The organism is Xanthobacter cornucopiae, from assembly GCF_043195065.2.
In the GTDB taxonomy this organism is placed as follows: domain Bacteria; phylum Pseudomonadota; class Alphaproteobacteria; order Rhizobiales; family Xanthobacteraceae; genus Xanthobacter.
Map to the genome: position 1 here is coordinate 4685098 of NZ_CM195531.1, position 14932 is coordinate 4700029.

The 14932-nt window shown below is 69.3% G+C and carries 13 protein-coding genes and 1 pseudogene; 5 read left to right on the forward strand and 9 right to left on the reverse strand.

The annotated features are described in order from the left end of the window. The first annotated feature begins 153 nt into the window (after window positions 1–153). A complete protein-coding gene (locus tag V5F53_RS20630; protein ID WP_393995529.1) occupies window positions 154–315 on the forward strand; it encodes a hypothetical protein in 162 nt (53 codons plus the stop codon). Between the two features lie 304 nt (window positions 316–619). Here the strand turns inward: V5F53_RS20630 and V5F53_RS20635 are convergent, their stop codons facing one another. From V5F53_RS20635 to V5F53_RS20645, 3 genes are all read right to left on the reverse strand, one after another. Next, window positions 620–1264 (reverse strand): hypothetical protein, encoded by a 645-nt coding sequence (locus V5F53_RS20635; RefSeq protein WP_393995530.1) that lies wholly within the window; start codon window positions 1262–1264, stop codon window positions 620–622. Window positions 1265–1350: 86 nt separating this feature from the next. Further along, window positions 1351–4020 (reverse strand): pyruvate, phosphate dikinase, encoded by a 2670-nt coding sequence (ppdK, locus tag V5F53_RS20640; protein WP_393995531.1) that lies wholly within the window; start codon window positions 4018–4020, stop codon window positions 1351–1353. A 128-nt stretch (window positions 4021–4148) separates the two neighbouring features. Continuing rightward, window positions 4149–4289 carry a DUF3096 domain-containing protein gene (locus V5F53_RS20645; protein ID WP_393995532.1) on the reverse strand — a complete coding sequence of 47 codons (141 nt, stop codon included), beginning with the start codon at window positions 4287–4289 and terminating at the stop codon, window positions 4149–4151. 222 nt (window positions 4290–4511) lie between these two features. Between V5F53_RS20645 and V5F53_RS20650 the strand changes: the two genes are divergently transcribed. Then, on the forward strand, window positions 4512–5369 hold the full coding sequence (locus V5F53_RS20650; RefSeq protein ID WP_393995533.1) for an MBL fold metallo-hydrolase: 858 nt from the start codon (window positions 4512–4514) through the stop codon (window positions 5367–5369). Window positions 5370–5386: 17 nt separating this feature from the next. Here V5F53_RS20650 and V5F53_RS20655 read toward each other — a convergent pair whose 3' ends face one another. Continuing rightward, the gene (locus V5F53_RS20655; protein ID WP_393995534.1) at window positions 5387–5887 is read right to left on the reverse strand and encodes a TIGR00645 family protein; all 501 of its coding nucleotides are present in this window, start codon (window positions 5885–5887) and stop codon (window positions 5387–5389) included. Window positions 5888–6173: 286 nt separating this feature from the next. Between V5F53_RS20655 and V5F53_RS20660 the strand changes: the two genes are divergently transcribed. From V5F53_RS20660 to V5F53_RS20670, 3 genes are all read left to right on the forward strand, one after another. Further along, on the forward strand, window positions 6174–7085 hold the full coding sequence (locus V5F53_RS20660) for a 2-hydroxyacid dehydrogenase (protein WP_393995934.1): 912 nt from the start codon (window positions 6174–6176) through the stop codon (window positions 7083–7085). Between the two features lie 90 nt (window positions 7086–7175). After that, the gene (locus tag V5F53_RS20665) at window positions 7176–7946 is read left to right on the forward strand and encodes a protease inhibitor Inh/omp19 family protein (RefSeq protein WP_393995535.1); all 771 of its coding nucleotides are present in this window, start codon (window positions 7176–7178) and stop codon (window positions 7944–7946) included. Window positions 7947–8156: 210 nt separating this feature from the next. Next, a complete protein-coding gene (locus V5F53_RS20670; protein WP_393995536.1) occupies window positions 8157–8993 on the forward strand; it encodes a TorF family putative porin in 837 nt (278 codons plus the stop codon). Between the two features lie 843 nt (window positions 8994–9836). On the opposite strand, the pseudogene V5F53_RS20675 reads toward V5F53_RS20670, so the two are convergent. The 5 genes and pseudogenes from V5F53_RS20675 to V5F53_RS20695 form a co-directional block, all read right to left on the reverse strand. Then, window positions 9837–10866 (reverse strand): annotated as a pseudogene (locus tag V5F53_RS20675) (IS481 family transposase). Between the two features lie 134 nt (window positions 10867–11000). Continuing rightward, window positions 11001–11834 (reverse strand): RadC family protein, encoded by an 834-nt coding sequence (gene radC / locus V5F53_RS20680; RefSeq protein WP_445329440.1) that lies wholly within the window; start codon window positions 11832–11834, stop codon window positions 11001–11003. Window positions 11835–11853: 19 nt separating this feature from the next. Next, window positions 11854–12681 (reverse strand): type I methionyl aminopeptidase, encoded by an 828-nt coding sequence (gene map / locus V5F53_RS20685; RefSeq protein WP_393995538.1) that lies wholly within the window; start codon window positions 12679–12681, stop codon window positions 11854–11856. A gap of 131 nt (window positions 12682–12812) precedes the next feature. Further along, the gene (gene sfsA / locus V5F53_RS20690) at window positions 12813–13526 is read right to left on the reverse strand and encodes a DNA/RNA nuclease SfsA (RefSeq protein ID WP_393995539.1); all 714 of its coding nucleotides are present in this window, start codon (window positions 13524–13526) and stop codon (window positions 12813–12815) included. 435 nt (window positions 13527–13961) lie between these two features. Beyond that, window positions 13962–14876, reverse strand: a complete 915-nt coding sequence (locus V5F53_RS20695) for a diacylglycerol/lipid kinase family protein (RefSeq protein WP_393995540.1) — start codon at window positions 14874–14876, stop codon at window positions 13962–13964. Window positions 14877–14932 lie beyond the last annotated feature (56 nt).

Genomic DNA, 14932 nt, shown 5'->3' on the forward strand with positions numbered 1-14932 from the left:
CAACGGGGCTGTGGCCTGGGTGACACAGCCCCAATGGGAATGCTGCGCCGCGTCGATTTCTGTGCGGCGTTCATCGTCCGTTTGGTTTTTGGGGGCTAGAACTCCACCCGCGCCAGGATTCGCGAAGGGGGCCACCGAACGGGGCCGCGAGCCTTGGGCGTGATGTTCCGGGTCGGGGTAGAAGCGATGTTCAAGCGAATTGCCGTGTTTGCGGCTCTGGTGCTCGGCTATGCGCTCACTGGCATGGCGCTGAACGCCAGCCAGCCGAGCAGCGCCGGTTCGCCGGTGGCGGCGGACGCGATCGAGATGGAGTGAGGGCTGGCGCCCGCCGGGGCGCCCGGTCCTTTAGGAAAGAGATCGATCCCACGCCCGCCGGGACCTCCTGGCGGGCGTTTTTATTGCCCGGCATGGGGGGTTCCCCGGGGAATGGCGCAGCGCCCAGCGCACGTTCACAGGCATAAGGGAAGATGGTTAAGAAAGTGCTCCGACCCGTCGATGCGGCGGCGGAGCTGGTCGGCGGACCGGGCGGCGGGGAGCTGGCGCCCGGCGCGGGCGAGAGAGAACGGGCACGGCGCCTGTCCGGCCATCTGCTCCTTCTGGGCAGGCTCGGGAGCGAGCGTCAGGACGACCAGTCGCAGGCGATGCGGCCGGGCTCGCCAAACAGGATCTCCGCCGAATAGCCGTCGCCGCGCCGTCCGGCGGCTTGCCCGCGCTCATCGGCGTTCTCCACCGCATCCGCGAATTCCGACACCACCTCGGCGCGGCTGGCGTTGAAGGTGAGCATGAACGCCTTGATGCCGTTCCGATTGCCAAAGCGGAAGGTCATGAGGCTCAGGGGCAAGCCGCCGTAGGAGCCGGTCAGCGGGACGGAGACCTGGGTATATTCACCGAAATTGGTGGTGCTCGGCGTGCCGAAGGCGCTGGCGATGTCCGGCGGGACGACAAGCGGGATGTCGGCCCGGTCGGCCGAGTAGCCGCGCGGATTGCCGGGCTTGTTGCTGTAGCGCTGGACCAGGGAGCGGACGAAGGCGCCGAGGGGGCTGTCCGGCGAGGGCAGGGCGCAGTCGTCCACCCCATGGAGGAAGGCGTCGAGCTCCACCGCCCGGCCCGGTCCGGCGCCCAGGAGCGTGGCGGCCACGGCGGCCGCGGCCAGCAGGCCGGCGCGGCACCCGCCGACGCGTGCCGGACGCACGAAAAAGGCAGCGCTGGAGGGGGCCGGCGCTGCCTTGCGGGCGGTGATCTGACGGGTCGAGATCATCGTCATCCTGGAGTCTCCACGCCGCCGACGGACCTTCTGGGCGTCGGCGGCGCCTGGGTGTGGGTTTCGCGCGGGGCGCCGCGCGAAAAGAGTCAGCCCTTCTTGTGGGCGAGGGCGGCCTGGGCCGCCGCGAGGCGCGCGATCGGCACGCGGAACGGCGAGCAGGACACGTAGTCGAGCCCGATGCTGTCGCAGAACTTCACCGAGGCCGGGTCGCCGCCATGCTCGCCGCAGATGCCGAGCTTGAGGTTCGGCCGGGTGGTCCGGCCGCGCTCGGCGCCGAGCTTCACCAGCTGGCCGACGCCGTCCACGTCGATGGAGACGAACGGGTCGGTCTCCACGATGCCCTTCTGCACATAGGTGCCGAGGAAGGTGCCCGCGTCGTCGCGGGACACGCCGAACGTGGTCTGGGTCAGGTCGTTGGTGCCGAAGGAGAAGAACTCGGCGCTCTCGGCGATCTGGCCGGCCTGCAGCGCGGCGCGCGGCAATTCGATCATGGTGCCGACCTGGAAGGTGAGCGTGGCGCCGGTCTCGGCCTCCACATCGGCCGCGGCCTTGCGGATCACCGCGCCGACGATGTCCAGCTCGGCCTTGGTGGCGATGAGCGGGACCATGATCTCGGGAACCACGGTCTCGCCGGTCTGCTTGGCGGCGATGACCGCCGCCTCGAAGATGGCGCGGGCCTGCATTTCCGCGATCTCGGGATAGGCGATGGCGATGCGGCAGCCGCGGAAGCCGAGCATCGGGTTGGTCTCGTGCAGCTCCTTGTTGCGCCGCTCGATCCGCTCCACGTCCACGCCCAGGCTCTTGGCCACCTCCTCGGTTTCCGCCTCGGTGTGGGGCAGGAACTCGTGCAGCGGCGGGTCGAGCAGGCGGATGGTGACCGGCAGGCCCTTCATGATCTCGAACAGCTCGACGAAGTCGTCGCGCTGCATCGGCAGCAGCTTGGCCAGCGCGGCGCGGCGGCCGGCCTCGTCGTCGGCCAGGATCATCTCGCGCACGGCCAGGATGCGGCCGGCGTCGAAGAACATGTGCTCGGTGCGGCACAGGCCGATGCCCTCGGCGCCGAACGAGCGGGCCATGCGGGCGTCGGCCGGGGTCTCGGCATTGGCGCGCACCTTGAGGCGACGCACCTTGTCGGCCCAGCCCATGAGGGTGGCGAACTCGCCGGACAGCTCGGGCTGCTGCATGGCCACTTCGCCCTTCAGCACCTGGCCGTTGCCGCCGTCGATGGTGATGAAGTCGCCCTTCCTGAAGACCTGGCCGGTGACGGTCATGGTCTGCGCCGCATAGTCGATGCGCACAGCGCCGGCGCCGGAGACGCAGGGCTTGCCCATGCCGCGGGCCACCACGGCCGCGTGGGAGGTCATGCCGCCGCGCGAGGTCAGGATGCCTTCGGCGGCATGCATGCCATTGATGTCTTCCGGCGAGGTCTCGGCGCGCACCAGGATGACCTTGCGGCCCTTCTCCTTCCACGCCTCGGCCTCGTCGGCCGAGAACACGATGGCGCCGGCGGCGGCGCCGGGCGAGGCCGGCAGGCCGACGGTGAGCACGGTGCGTTCGGCCTTCGGGTCGATGGCCGGGTGCAGCAGCTGGTCGAGCGCGCCGGGCTCAACGCGGCCCACCGCCTCCTCCTGGGTGATGAGGCCCTCGTTCGCCAGCTCCACGGCGATGCGCAGGGCGGCCTTGCCGGTGCGCTTGCCGGAGCGGGTCTGGAGCATCCAGAGCTTGCCCTTCTCCACCGTGAATTCCAGGTCCTGCATGTCCCGGTAGTGGTTCTCAAGGATGTGCGAGATGCGCTCGAATTCCTTGAAGGCGTCCGGCAGGGCGGCTTCCATGGAGGGCTTGTCGGAGCCGGCGTTGATGCGGGCGCGCTCGGTCAGGTCCTGGGGCGTGCGGATGCCCGCCACCACGTCTTCGCCCTGGGCGTTCACCAGGAACTCGCCATAGAGCGCGTTCTCGCCGGTGGAGGGGTTGCGGGTGAAGGCGACGCCGGTGGCCGAGGTCTCGCCCATGTTGCCGAACACCATGGACTGGACGTTCACCGCGGTGCCCCAGCTCTCCGGAATGGAGTGCAGGCGGCGATAGGTGATCGCGCGGTTGTTCATCCAGGAGCCGAACACGGCGCCGATGGCGCCCCACAGCTGCTCGTGCGGGTCCTGCGGGAACGGCTTGCCGAGCTCCTCCTGGAACTTGGCCTTGTACTTGGTGATGAGGAAGGCCCAGTCGTCCGCCGACAGCTCGGTGTCGAGGGTGTAGCCCTTCTCGGCCTTGAAGTGCTCGAGGATCTCTTCATAGTGGTGGTGGGCCACGCCCATCACCACGTCGGAATACATGGTGATGAAGCGGCGGTAGCTGTCATAGGCGAAGCGGCGGTCGCCGGCGAGCTTGGCCACGGCGTCCACGGTCTCGTCGTTGAGGCCGAGGTTGAGCACGGTGTCCATCATGCCGGGCATGGAGGCGCGGGCGCCGGAGCGCACCGAGACCAGCAGCGGGTTCGCCGCGTCGCCGAACGACTTGCCTGCCAGGGCGCCAACCTGGGCGAGCGCCTTTTCCACGTCACCCTTCAGCTCGGCCGGGTAGGTCTCGCCGTGGGCATAATAATAGGTGCACACTTCGGTGGTGATGGTGAAGCCGGGCGGAACGGGCAGGCCGAGGTTGGACATCTCGGCGAGGTTGGCCCCCTTGCCACCGAGCAGATTCTTCATGTCGGCTTTGCCCTCGGCCTTGCCGTCGCCGAAGGTGTAGACCCATTTCGTCATCTAGGAGATCCCTTGTGGAGGGGCGCGGGACATGCGGGATGGGCGGATGCTTTAGCTCGCAGTGCACAAGGCATCAACCGCACCGGCAGGTTCCAAGGCGCTCCTTTCGTCGTTTTTGAGCAAACCCGTTATTGGCCCAGAAGACCCGTGAGCCCGACGAGGATCAGGTAGAGGGCCACCAGAACGTTGAGAAGGCGCGGAAAAACAAGGATCAACACACCCGCGATCAACGCCGCCGCCGGCTGGATGATGACCAAGTTGAAATGCATTGTGAACGCTCCACCCCCCGGGCGCGCAACGTTCTGCACCCTCGCGCGGGATTTCTCAAGGTGAGATGCGGGGCGGTCTCGGCGATTTTCGCGGCGCGGCAGGTTCACGGCGGTGTGACGGCCGGTTGCATTACATGCCGTTGCAGGCTGCGGCGGCGCCGGGAAAGATGAAGGCGCGCCCGTTCCTTCCGCCTGCCGCGGGGGGAGGGCCGGGAGAATGCCATGGGGCGAAGGCCGGTCTTTGGCGGTATCAAGATGGCGCTGCTGGCGGCGTGGCTGATCTTCGCGCCGTCCGCCTCGCCGCCCGCCTGGGCGCAGGTGGAAAAATGCCCGCGCCCGGTGGCGCGCGGGGCGCCGCTGCGGCTGGCCGCGCTCGGCGGCGGCGATAGCTCAGGTACGGGTGGGGGCCTGGGCGTGGCGCAGCAGGCGGCGGCACAGGTGGCGCTCACCTTCCTCGGCCACGCCAGCTTCCTTATCGAGAGCCCGGACGGGGTGACCATCGTCACCGACTACAATGCGTATGTCCGCGCGCCGGCCCCGCCGCGGATCGCGACCATGAACCATGCCCACGACTCGCATTTCACCGTCGCGCCGGAGGACGGCATCGCCCATGTGCTGCGCGGCTGGAACCCGGAGGGCGGCCCGGCGCGGCACGAGCTGACCCTGGCCGATGTCTGGGTGCGTAACGTGCCCACCAATCTGCGCGGCGGCGGGGCGACCGAATATGACGGCAATTCCATGTTCGTGTTCGAGGTGGCGGGGCTGTGCATCGCCCACCTCGGCCATCTGCACCACCTGCTGACGCGCGCCCACCTGGAGGCGCTCGGCCGCATCGACGTGGTGCTGGCGCCGGTGGACGGCGCCTACACCCTCGATCTCGACGGCATGGTCGAGACGCTGAACGCCATCGGCGCCCCGCTGGTGATCCCGATGCATTATTTCAGCGCCCATGGGCTGGAGCGCTTCCTGGCGCGGCTGGGCGGGAGCCACGCCGTGATCCGCGCCGCCGGGGCCCGGGTCGTCGTGTCCCGCGCGGCCCTGCCGAAGGTGCCCACCGTGCTGGTGCTGCCCGGCCGCTGAGGCGGCCGGGCCGGGGCTCAGTGCTTGCTGCTGGAGAGCTTGTCGGACCAGGCGAGCACCAGGCTGGAGCCCACGAACACCACATGGATCACCACCAGCCAGGTCAGGATCTCCTGGCTGTAGCCCTTGGGCAGGTCCATGAACGCCTTCAGCAGCTGGATGGCGGAGATGGCGACGATGGAGGCCAGCAGCTTCTGCTTGAGGCCGGCGAAGTCCACCCGGGTCATCCACTCCGGCCAGTCGGGATGGCCGGCGGGGTCGATCTTGGAGACGAAGTTCTCATAGCCCGAGAAGATGACGATGAGCACCAGATTGCCGGTCAGGGTCAGGTCCACCAGGGCCAGGATGCCAAGGATGGTGTCGCTCTCGCTGGCGCCCATGGCGTGGGTGACGAAATGCACCACCTCATTGCCGAACTTGAACAGCAGCACCAGCAGCGCCACCACCAGGCCGAGGTAGAACGGCGCCATGATCCAGCGGCTGCGGAACAGAATCGATTCGATCACCCGCTCGACCATCACCCTCTCCCAATTTTCGAATGAACCGCCGGGCCTCGGCGCGATGAATGCCAACCGGTGCCACGGCCGGCGCCGGCCGGCAAGCGGGCAAAGCTTCGCAGGGGAAGGCCAGTGCGCCAATGCCTTCGCGGGGCTGTGAAAATTGGCGTCGGCGCGGGTCGCGCGCGTGCTTGAGCGGCGCCCGCTCCGGCCGTAAACAGGGGCAGGCCGGTCCCGGCGCCGGCCCAATCGAGGACTGCCCATGACCGCCAACGCACGCCCGACCCTTCTCCTCACCGGGCCGGTGATGGAATCCGTGGTGGAGCGCCAGCTTCAGGCGCGCTTCGAGCTGGTGCCGGTGTCGGCGCTCGATGGGCTCGATCCGCAGGCGGTGCGGGCGATCGCCACGCGCGGCGGCCAGCGGGTGGACGCGGCGCTGATGGCGCGCCTGCCGAAGCTCGAGATCATCGCCAATTTCGGTGTCGGGTACGACACGGTGGACGCCGAGGCCGCCGCCCGGCGCGGCATCGTCGTCACCCACACGCCGGACGTGCTGAACGAGGAGGTGGCGGATCTCGCGCTTGGCCTGCTGCTGGCGGCGGTGCGCCAGATTCCCCAGGCCGACCGGTTCGTGCGGGCCGGGCGCTGGCGGCAGGGCGCGTTTCCGCTCACCGCCACCCTGCGCGGGCGCGCCATAGGCGTGGTGGGCATGGGGCGCATCGGCCGCGCCATCGCCCGGCGGCTGGAGGCGTTCGGCCTCCAGGTGGCCTATCACAGCCGGCGCCGGGTGCCGGACCTGCCGCACCCCCATTTCTCCGACCTTCTGGCTTTGGCGCGGGCGGTGGATACCCTCATCGTCATCGTGCCGGGCGGCCCGGCCACCCGCCACATGGTGAATGCGGAGGTGCTGGAGGCGCTGGGCCCCGAGGGGGTGGTGGTGAACGTGGCGCGGGGCTCGGTGGTGGACGAGGCCGCCCTGCTCGGCGCGCTTCAGGCCGGCACCATCCTGGCCGCCGGGCTCGACGTGTTCGCCGATGAGCCGAACGTCCCGGAGGCCTTCCTCTCCCTCGACAACGTGGTGCTGCTGCCACACGTGGGCTCGGCCACCCGCCACACGCGCGCCGCCATGGGCCAGCTGGTGGTGGACAACATCCTGTCCTGGTTCGACGGCGGGGGGCCGCTGACGCCGGTGCCGGAAACCCCCTGGCCGTTGCGCTGAGCGGCTTGCAGGCCGGCGCGCGGCGCCGCAGAACGATGCCGGGCCCCGGCGGGTGAGACCCGCCGGTCGCCGGTCGATGGAGGTCGCAGCATGCCGGTTCGGTCCGTCTCCGCCCCGCTGGTGGCCCTGGCGACGGTGCTCTGGGGCGCGGCGCCCCTGATCGCGCCGGTCCTCGCCCAGGGGGCGCCGGCCGCCCCCCCGCGCCCACAGGCGCCAGCCGCCGCGGCGCGGCCGGACGATCCGCTGCAGAAGGCGGTGGAGCGGCTGGCGGGTCCGTTCCGCCTGACCAGCGCCGACGGCGAGCGGCGCTGCGATCTGCTCCTTTCGCCGCAGCCGTCCGGGGCGGGGTTCGCGGTGACGCTGGACCGGCGCGCCTGCGCCGCCATCGTCTTCGCCGCCCAGGTGGGCGCCTGGACGCCGGACGCCTCCGGTTCGATCCGCCTGCTGAACGAGCATGGCCGCACGATCGCCGAGTTCACCGAGGCGACAGGCGGCAGCTTCGAGGCGCTGCGGGAAGGCGACGGGGTCTATTTCCTGGGGCCGCCGACCGCCCTCGACGCCGGGGCGGCGGCGGTCGACGAGGTGACCGGGGACTGGCTGCTGGGGCGGGGCGCCGGGCCGGTGTGCCGCTGGACCCTGACCGACGCCCGCGCCGCGCGCGGCGGCTATCTGGTGCAGGTGGCCCCCGACTGCGACGAGTCCCTGACCCGCTTCGCGCCCGCAACCTGGGAGATGTCCGGAGGCAACATTCTGGTGCGGGGTGTGGCCGATGGGCCGACGATTCGCTTCGCACGGCAGGAAGACGGTACCTGGGCACGGATTCCGGAGCGGGGCCGACCCCTTCTCATGACCCGTCCATGACGGCCGATGCGCCTCGCCGGCAGACGTTTTTCCTGTCAGGAAGCGGGGTGGATTTCAGTTCGGCGCGGGGCGTTGCCGAAACGCAACACGAAAATCCAGCATTCATGCGGGTTTGCCTAAACGCGTGGCACGCCCTGCCTCAAATTTCACATTGGACTTCGACGCCGGACCTGATTTTTATCTCCTTAAATCTCTGCGGGGGTAATACATATGAAAAAGATTGCACTGGTCGCTGCTTCCATGCTCTTCGCCGGCGCGGCCTCGGCGGCCGATCTGTCCTATCCGGTGAAGGCTCCGGCGGTTGAGCCCGCGGCGCCGGCCTGGGATGTGGCCTTCGGTGTCAAGCTGACCACGGACTACGTGTTCCGCGGCATCACCCAGACCAGCGGCAACGCCGCCGTGCAGGGCTATGCCGAGTTCCAGGCGCTCGACTGGTTCTACGCCGGCATCTGGTCGTCGAACGTCAGCTTCCTCTATGACGGCTCGGCCGAGGTCGATCTCTATGCCGGTCTGCGTCACACCTGGGGTGGCCTGACCCTCGACGCCGGCTTCGTGTACTACGCCTATCCGGGCGGCACGAACCCCGCCACCGGCTGGGACGACACCGACTACAATTACTGGGAAATCTACTTCAAGCCCACCTACGCGTTCAACGATATCGTGACCGTCGGCGGCAACGTCTACTACGGCAACAGCTATGCCGGAACGGGCGCCAGCGAGACCTACCTCTCCGGTACCCTGAAGCTCGACTTCAGCAAGTACAGCGTCGTGAAGGACGTTGGCTTCTACGTGTCGGGTGAGGTCGGCTACCAGTGGCTGGGCACCACCACCGCTTATGCGTGGGGCACCAACTACACCATGCCCGACTACGCCACCTGGAACGTCGGTCTGGGCTTCACCTACAAGGCGGCCACCCTCGACCTGCGTTACTACGACAGCGACCTGAGCGGCTATCAGTGCGGCCTCATCAGCGGCTACACCAGCGCTTGCGGCGACCGCTATGTGGCGTCGATCTCCTTCGACACCGCCTTCAGCAAGCTGAAGTGATCCCTTTCGTCATCTGACGAAGCAGGGCGCCGCGCATCCGCGCGGCGCCCTTTTCTTTTGGGGGAAGTCTCGCCGTGGCCTCCGGTGCCCGAGAGCCAAAGAGCAGTGTCTTCCGGAACGTTGACTGATAATCCCGGTGGTCGCTCCGTGGCGTTGCCCCGCGGAATGGAATGCCATCCGGTCATTCCCGGTCTGCTCCCTCGGCCTTTTCAGCACCCCTCCGCGTGGCAGCGGGCGGGGAACGGCTGGCATTGCCCTCTCGATCGTTCGCGGCTGCATCCGGGTATCGTCCGTCTCCGGATATCTCTAAGGCGCCCCGCGCCCGGCGCGGCGGGGCGGCCCTCGGGCCGGGTGGGCATCGCTCTCGGGATTGGCCAAGGCCGGGTCCAGCCATCTGAAGAAAGGCGGCGGTGGTGCTGGCTCCCCTGTGGCTGACAGGGGAGGTCGCGCGGCGGCGGATCTCGGTCAGGATGGAGCGGGGGTGCCCATACCGCGGAATGGAGGAGACCGGCTTCGAGACGGCGCCGGCCTGGGTTTTCGAGCGCTGGCGGCCCGCTCCTGCCGCACGGCCGATTCCGCGGTCGATGACGAGGGCGGTGGCCGCAGATCCGGGGTCACCGCTGATGGGGGTGCGAAAGCCGCGATGCCGCGCCCGCGCCCTTCGCCGGAGCCGCTGGCACTCCCCACGAGCGCTGGCGCAGGGCGCGCGGGACGGGTGGGGGCCGGCCGCCATTTCCCCGCCCTCGGCCAATGCACTCTTCCCCGGCCCTGCGGCCGCCGCGTGCAGCTCTCGCGGAAATTGGCTCGGCCACCGGGCGCGGCCGGCGGGAGTCTCCACCGGTATTAGGTATTTAGTCCCGGCATTTGGTGGATGGGGTTGAGCGTGGATCGTTCTGGCACTGAGGTCCATCGTTTGCAGATGAATTCGTAGGGCGTGAGGCCCTTCAGGGTCTTGAGGCGACGGGCAAAGTTGTAGGCGGCAACGAAGCTTTTGAGATGGGCTCGAAGCTGGTCGTGGTCGTCATAGTGGAAGCGCTTGACTGCGGCCTCCTTGATCGTGGGGGACAGAAGTTCGACCTGCCCGTTGGTCCAGGGATGCCTGGGCTTCGTCAGCCGGTGTTCGATCCCGTGGGCCTGGCAGGCGCGATCAAAGGGATGCCCGCGCCACATGGCGGTCGGACCGGAAAGGTTCTTCGGCAGGTCGGCGAACTGGATGCCGGTGTCGGTCAGAACCCTCTCGATCCTATAAGGAATGACGGCCGCCAGCGCATCAAGGGAAGCGCGTGCCGTTGCCGGGATGGCCTTGTCGACCAGTTGGGCAAAGGCGAACGTCGTGCGGTCGATGCCGACATACAGATGCAATTGACCTTCCGCTGTGTGCACCTCGGCGATGTCGATGTGGAAGAAGCCGATCGGGCAGGCCTTGAACGTCTTTTTCGCCGGCGTGTCGCCTTCGACATGGGGAAGGCGGGAGATGCAGTGGCGCTGAAGGCAACGGTGAAGCGACGAGCGGGTCAGGTGGGGGATCGTGGCCTGCAAGGCGTAAAGGCAGTCGTCGAGCGGCAACAGGGTATGCCTGCGGAAGGCGACGATGATCGCCTCTTCCGCTGGTGCCAGAACGCTGGACCTCGGCGCCTTTGGTCAAGCCCGCGCGGCGCGTGAGCGGACCCACTTGGCTCCGGTCGAAGACCGGGGCGATGGTATTAGGTCCGCTTGGCAGGTTGGCGACCGAGGTCCGCTTCTTCCATTTTGCGACTGTTTTCGGGTTGATCCCGTAGCGCTTGGCCAGAGCCCTCAGGCGCTCTTGACTATGCTGTATCGCTCGCCGGACTGCCTCCGTTGTCGTGGCGCATCCATGGAGAACCTGGCCCATAGCGCATCCTTCCAGTCCTGCGAAAAGACTGCACCATCAAAGCCTGCGATCAAACACCTAGTGCGGGTGCTCGTGCCGGGGGCTCACGAGCGTCGGCTCGTTTTGCGGGGGCGGACGCCGATGCCGGCGCCGGATCAGATCAGCCGCAGCCCCTTCAAGCTGGCGTGGCCGTCCTTGCCGACGATAATGTGGTCGTGCACCTCGATGCCCAGCGGCTTGGCCACGTCGATGATCTTGCGCGTCATGTCGATGTCGGCGCGCGAGGGCGTGGGGTCGCCGGACGGGTGGTTGTGGCACAGGATCAGCGCCGAGGCGGACACCTCCAGCGCCCGTTTCACCACCTCGCGCGGATAGACCGGGGCGTGGTCCACGGTGCCGGTCTGCAGCACCTCGTCGGTGATGAGCTGGTTGCGCTTGTCCAGGAACAGCACGCGCACCTGCTCGCGGTCGGCATAGGCCATGGCGGTGCGGCAATAATCGAGCACCGCGCTCCACGATGAGAGCGCCGGGCGGCGCTTCACCTGCCCCTTGGCGAGGCGCTGGGCGGCGGCTTCGGCCAGCTTCAGCTCGGTGATGATAGCGTCTTTCACCCCCGGCACTTCGGCCAAGAGCCGCGCCGGTGCGGTGATGACCTCCGCGAACGAGCCGAAACGCTCGATCAGCGCCTTTGCCAGGGGCTTCACATCGCGCCGGGGGATGGCGCGGAACAGGATCAGCTCCAGGAGCTCGTAATCGGCGAGGGCCTGGGCGCCGACCTCGCGGAAGCGGGCCCGCAGCCGGTCACGGTGACCATGGAAGTGCGGGGCATCGTTCAGGCCGCCGTCGGGCTCATCCGCCATGGGTCTGTTCCCCGCCGCTCCCTCGCCAGCCGCGTCGTCACCAGCTACATCGTCGCCGGCTCGATCGTCACCCGAGGCGGGTCGAATCGATCCGGCCCCAGGGTGCGCATTTTCGCGCGCCCGGGCCATGCCACGGCGCGCGGACCCCTCACGCCGCCAGATAGGGCGGCTTGTGATAGCCCTTGGGGCTGAGGGTGAAGATCTCGACGCCGGTCTCGGTCACGCCCACCGCGTGCTCGAACTGGGCCGAAAGCGAGCGGTCGCGGGTCACGGCGGTCCAGCCGTCGGAGAGCACCTTCACGTGCGGGCGGCCGAGGTTGATCATCGGCTCTACGGTGAAGATCATGCCCGGCACCAGCTCCGGTCCCTCGCCGCGCCGGCCCACGTGCACAATGTTCGGCTCGTCGTGGAACACCCGTCCGACGCCGTGGCCGCAGAAGTCGCGCACCACGCTCATGTGCTGCGGCTCCACGAACTCCTGGATGGCGGCGCCGATGTCGCCCACATGGCCGCCGGGCTTGATGGCGGCGATGCCGCGCATCATCGATTCGTAGGTCACCTCCAGCAGCCGCTCGGCCCGGCGGGGGATTTCGCCGATGGCGAACATGCGGCTGGAATCGCCGTACCAGCCGTCGAGCACCACGGTCACGTCCACGTTGACGATGTCGCCCTCGCGCAGCGGCCGCGAGTTGGGCATGCCGTGGCAGACCACGTGGTTGATGGAGGTGCACACCGAATAGCGATAGCCGCGATACATCAGCGTCGCCGGATAGGCGCCATTGGCCACCGCGTGCTCGTAAACCAGGGCGTCGATGGCGCTGGTGGTGACGCCCGGACCGACCATCTCGGCCACGGCGTCGAGAATCTCGGCGGCGAGTCGCCCCGCCTTGCGCATGCCGGCGAAGCCTTCCGGGCCGTAGAGCTTGATGTGTCCCGTCTTCCGCAGCGGCGCGTCCGCCGCTTCCACATAGGTCATGAAAAATGCCTTTTGACCCGGCGCCGCGCGGGCGCCGCACATCCCTTGCACCAAGATTTAGGCCAAGCGGCGGCCAAAGCAAGCGGAGCGTTGTCCGTGCGGCTTCCGGGTGCCGGCCGGAGGCGCGCGGGTCAGCCGGTCATCGGGATTTCCGCGCTCACCGCGATGCCCTCCAGGTCGATCCGGCAGGTGAGGGCGATGGCCTCCACCCCGGCGGCGCGGGCGGCATCGAACGCCTTGCCGTAGCCGGGGTCGAGGTCACGGGCGAGGCCGATGCTCCGGGCCGAGCCGATCTGGCTGATATAGACCATGACGGCGCGCCGGCCGGCCCGCGCCTCGGCGGCGAGCTCCACCAGGTGCTTGGCGCCGCGCGCGGTGACGCAGTCAGGAAATTCGGCGGCGCCGGCGGCGCGCATGAGGTGCACGTTCTTCACCTCCACCAGGCAGGCGGGGCGGGCATCGTCCTCCAGCAGGATGTCGATGCGGCTGTTGACGCCGTATTTCACCTCGCGCCGCAGCCGCGCATAGCCGGCAAGGCCGGGCACCTGCCCGGCGGCGATGGCCTCCGCCACCAAAGCGTTGGGGTGCATGGTGTTGACCCCCACCAGCTCGGGCCCGGCGCCGAAATCGGCCTCCACCAGCTCCCAGCTGAACGGCAGCTTGCGGGTGGGGTTGGGGCTGAGCGACAGCCAGACCCGGCTGCCCGGCGTGTCGAGGCCCAGCATGGCGCCGGAATTGGCCACGTGCACGGTGGTCTCGTGGCCGTCCTCCAGCACCACGTCGGCGAGGAAGCGCTTGTAGCGGCGCATCAGCCGGGCCGGAACCAGGGCGGTGGGAAATTGCATGGGAGAACCGTCGGCGCCCGGGCGTGGCGCGGAGTGGAGAGGCGAGGGCCGGCACCATAGGCCGCCGCGCCGCCGGGCGCGAGGGCTGGGGCGCGGACCCCTCGCTGGTCCGGCCGAGCCTGCCCGTGGCGCCCGGTTGGGGCCGAAGGACCGCGAGGATTGGGGTGAGGGGCGCGCCGGCACTGTGCCGAAGCGTGTCCGCTGGGCGCCGGCGGCGGACCGGGGCCCAGGGGCGCCAAGTCGGGGGTGCCAGGTCGGGGGTGCTAGGTCGGGGGTGCTAGGTCGGGAGTGCCGGCCCCGGGGGGCGTGCGGTGAGGTCGCGCGGTCGGGGCGCGAGTCCGGAGTACCCCGTCGGGGCGCCGGATCATGGCGCGGTCCGGAGTGCCGGTTCAGGGGCGAGAAATCCGGGGCCGTGTCATGAGCCCGGATCCGGGCTCAGGTGATGTCGGCGCGCTGGTGCGCCTGCCAGTGGGGCGATGCGCGCGGCACCAGCAGGCGCAGCGCGCCGGGAGCGATGGCATAGCGCAGCGGCAGGGTCTCCCGCGTCACCTCGCCGTCGGTGGCGACCCAGGCGCGGCGGCGGCGGGCGTGGATGGTCACCCGCCGGGTGGAGAAGACATGAATGCCGGGGTTGTCGCGCCAGGCCCCCACCAGCACGTCGGCACCGGCCTTCAGGCGCGCCAGCGTGCCGCGATCCTCGGCCACCAGCACTTCCAGCATCCCGCCGTCGAGCCGCGTGCGGTGCAGGCCGGGGGCGTCGAAGGCGTTGACGGTCACCAGGGCGGCATAGGCCTCGATGGGGTGCGACACCCCCTCCAGCTCCAGTTCCAGGGAGAGGCGCCCGGCGCGCACCGCCGCCCGGGCGAGGGCGATCAGCCAGCCGGCGATGCGCCCGTGCCGCTCGCGCAGCTGCTCGCGTGCCAGCGCCATCTGGCTGAAGAAGCCGACGCCGGAGACACTGTGGAACGGCCGGCCGTTGACGCTGCCGAGATCGACCCGCAGGGGGCAGGCATCGCCCAGCGCCGCGAGGGCGCCGTCGAGATCGCGCGGGACGCCGATGTCGTGGGCCAGCAGGTTCATGGTGCCGAGCGGCAGCACGCCGAGCGCCACCTCGGTCTCGGCGAGAACGGAGGCGGCATAGGAGAGGGTGCCGTCGCCGGCGCCCACCACCACCGTGTCATAGCCCTCGTGCGCCGCCTCGCGGATGCGGCGGGTCAGGGCCTCGCCGGCGGCCACCACCACCTCGACGTCGCGGTCGGCGCGGGCGAGCGCCGCATCCACCCGCTGGCGCAGCGGCTCGGCGCCGAGATCGAGCAGGCGGCCGGCTTTGGCATTGAGTACCACGAGCATTCGCCGCATCGTAAGAGGTCCCATCGCCGCCGCCCTCGGGGCGAGCGGATCTCACC

Coding starts and splice junctions, on each gene's coding strand:
- V5F53_RS20695 (WP_393995540.1), bottom strand. CDS start 14,876: ATGCTCGTGGTACTCAATGCCAAAGCCGGCCGCCTGCTCGATCTCGGC.
- V5F53_RS20655 (WP_393995534.1), bottom strand. CDS start 5,887: ATGGTCGAGCGGGTGATCGAATCGATTCTGTTCCGCAGCCGCTGGATC.
- V5F53_RS20635 (WP_393995530.1), bottom strand. CDS start 1,264: ATGACGATGATCTCGACCCGTCAGATCACCGCCCGCAAGGCAGCGCCG.
- V5F53_RS20660 (WP_393995934.1), top strand. CDS start 6,174: ATGGAATCCGTGGTGGAGCGCCAGCTTCAGGCGCGCTTCGAGCTGGTG.
- sfsA (WP_393995539.1), bottom strand. CDS start 13,526: ATGCAATTTCCCACCGCCCTGGTTCCGGCCCGGCTGATGCGCCGCTAC.
- V5F53_RS20665 (WP_393995535.1), top strand. CDS start 7,176: ATGCCGGTTCGGTCCGTCTCCGCCCCGCTGGTGGCCCTGGCGACGGTG.
- V5F53_RS20645 (WP_393995532.1), bottom strand. CDS start 4,289: ATGCATTTCAACTTGGTCATCATCCAGCCGGCGGCGGCGTTGATCGCG.
- radC (WP_445329440.1), bottom strand. CDS start 11,834: ATGGCCCGGGCGCGCGAAAATGCGCACCCTGGGGCCGGATCGATTCGA.
- map (WP_393995538.1), bottom strand. CDS start 12,681: ATGACCTATGTGGAAGCGGCGGACGCGCCGCTGCGGAAGACGGGACAC.
- V5F53_RS20650 (WP_393995533.1), top strand. CDS start 4,512: ATGGGGCGAAGGCCGGTCTTTGGCGGTATCAAGATGGCGCTGCTGGCG.
- V5F53_RS20670 (WP_393995536.1), top strand. CDS start 8,157: ATGAAAAAGATTGCACTGGTCGCTGCTTCCATGCTCTTCGCCGGCGCG.
- ppdK (WP_393995531.1), bottom strand. CDS start 4,020: ATGACGAAATGGGTCTACACCTTCGGCGACGGCAAGGCCGAGGGCAAA.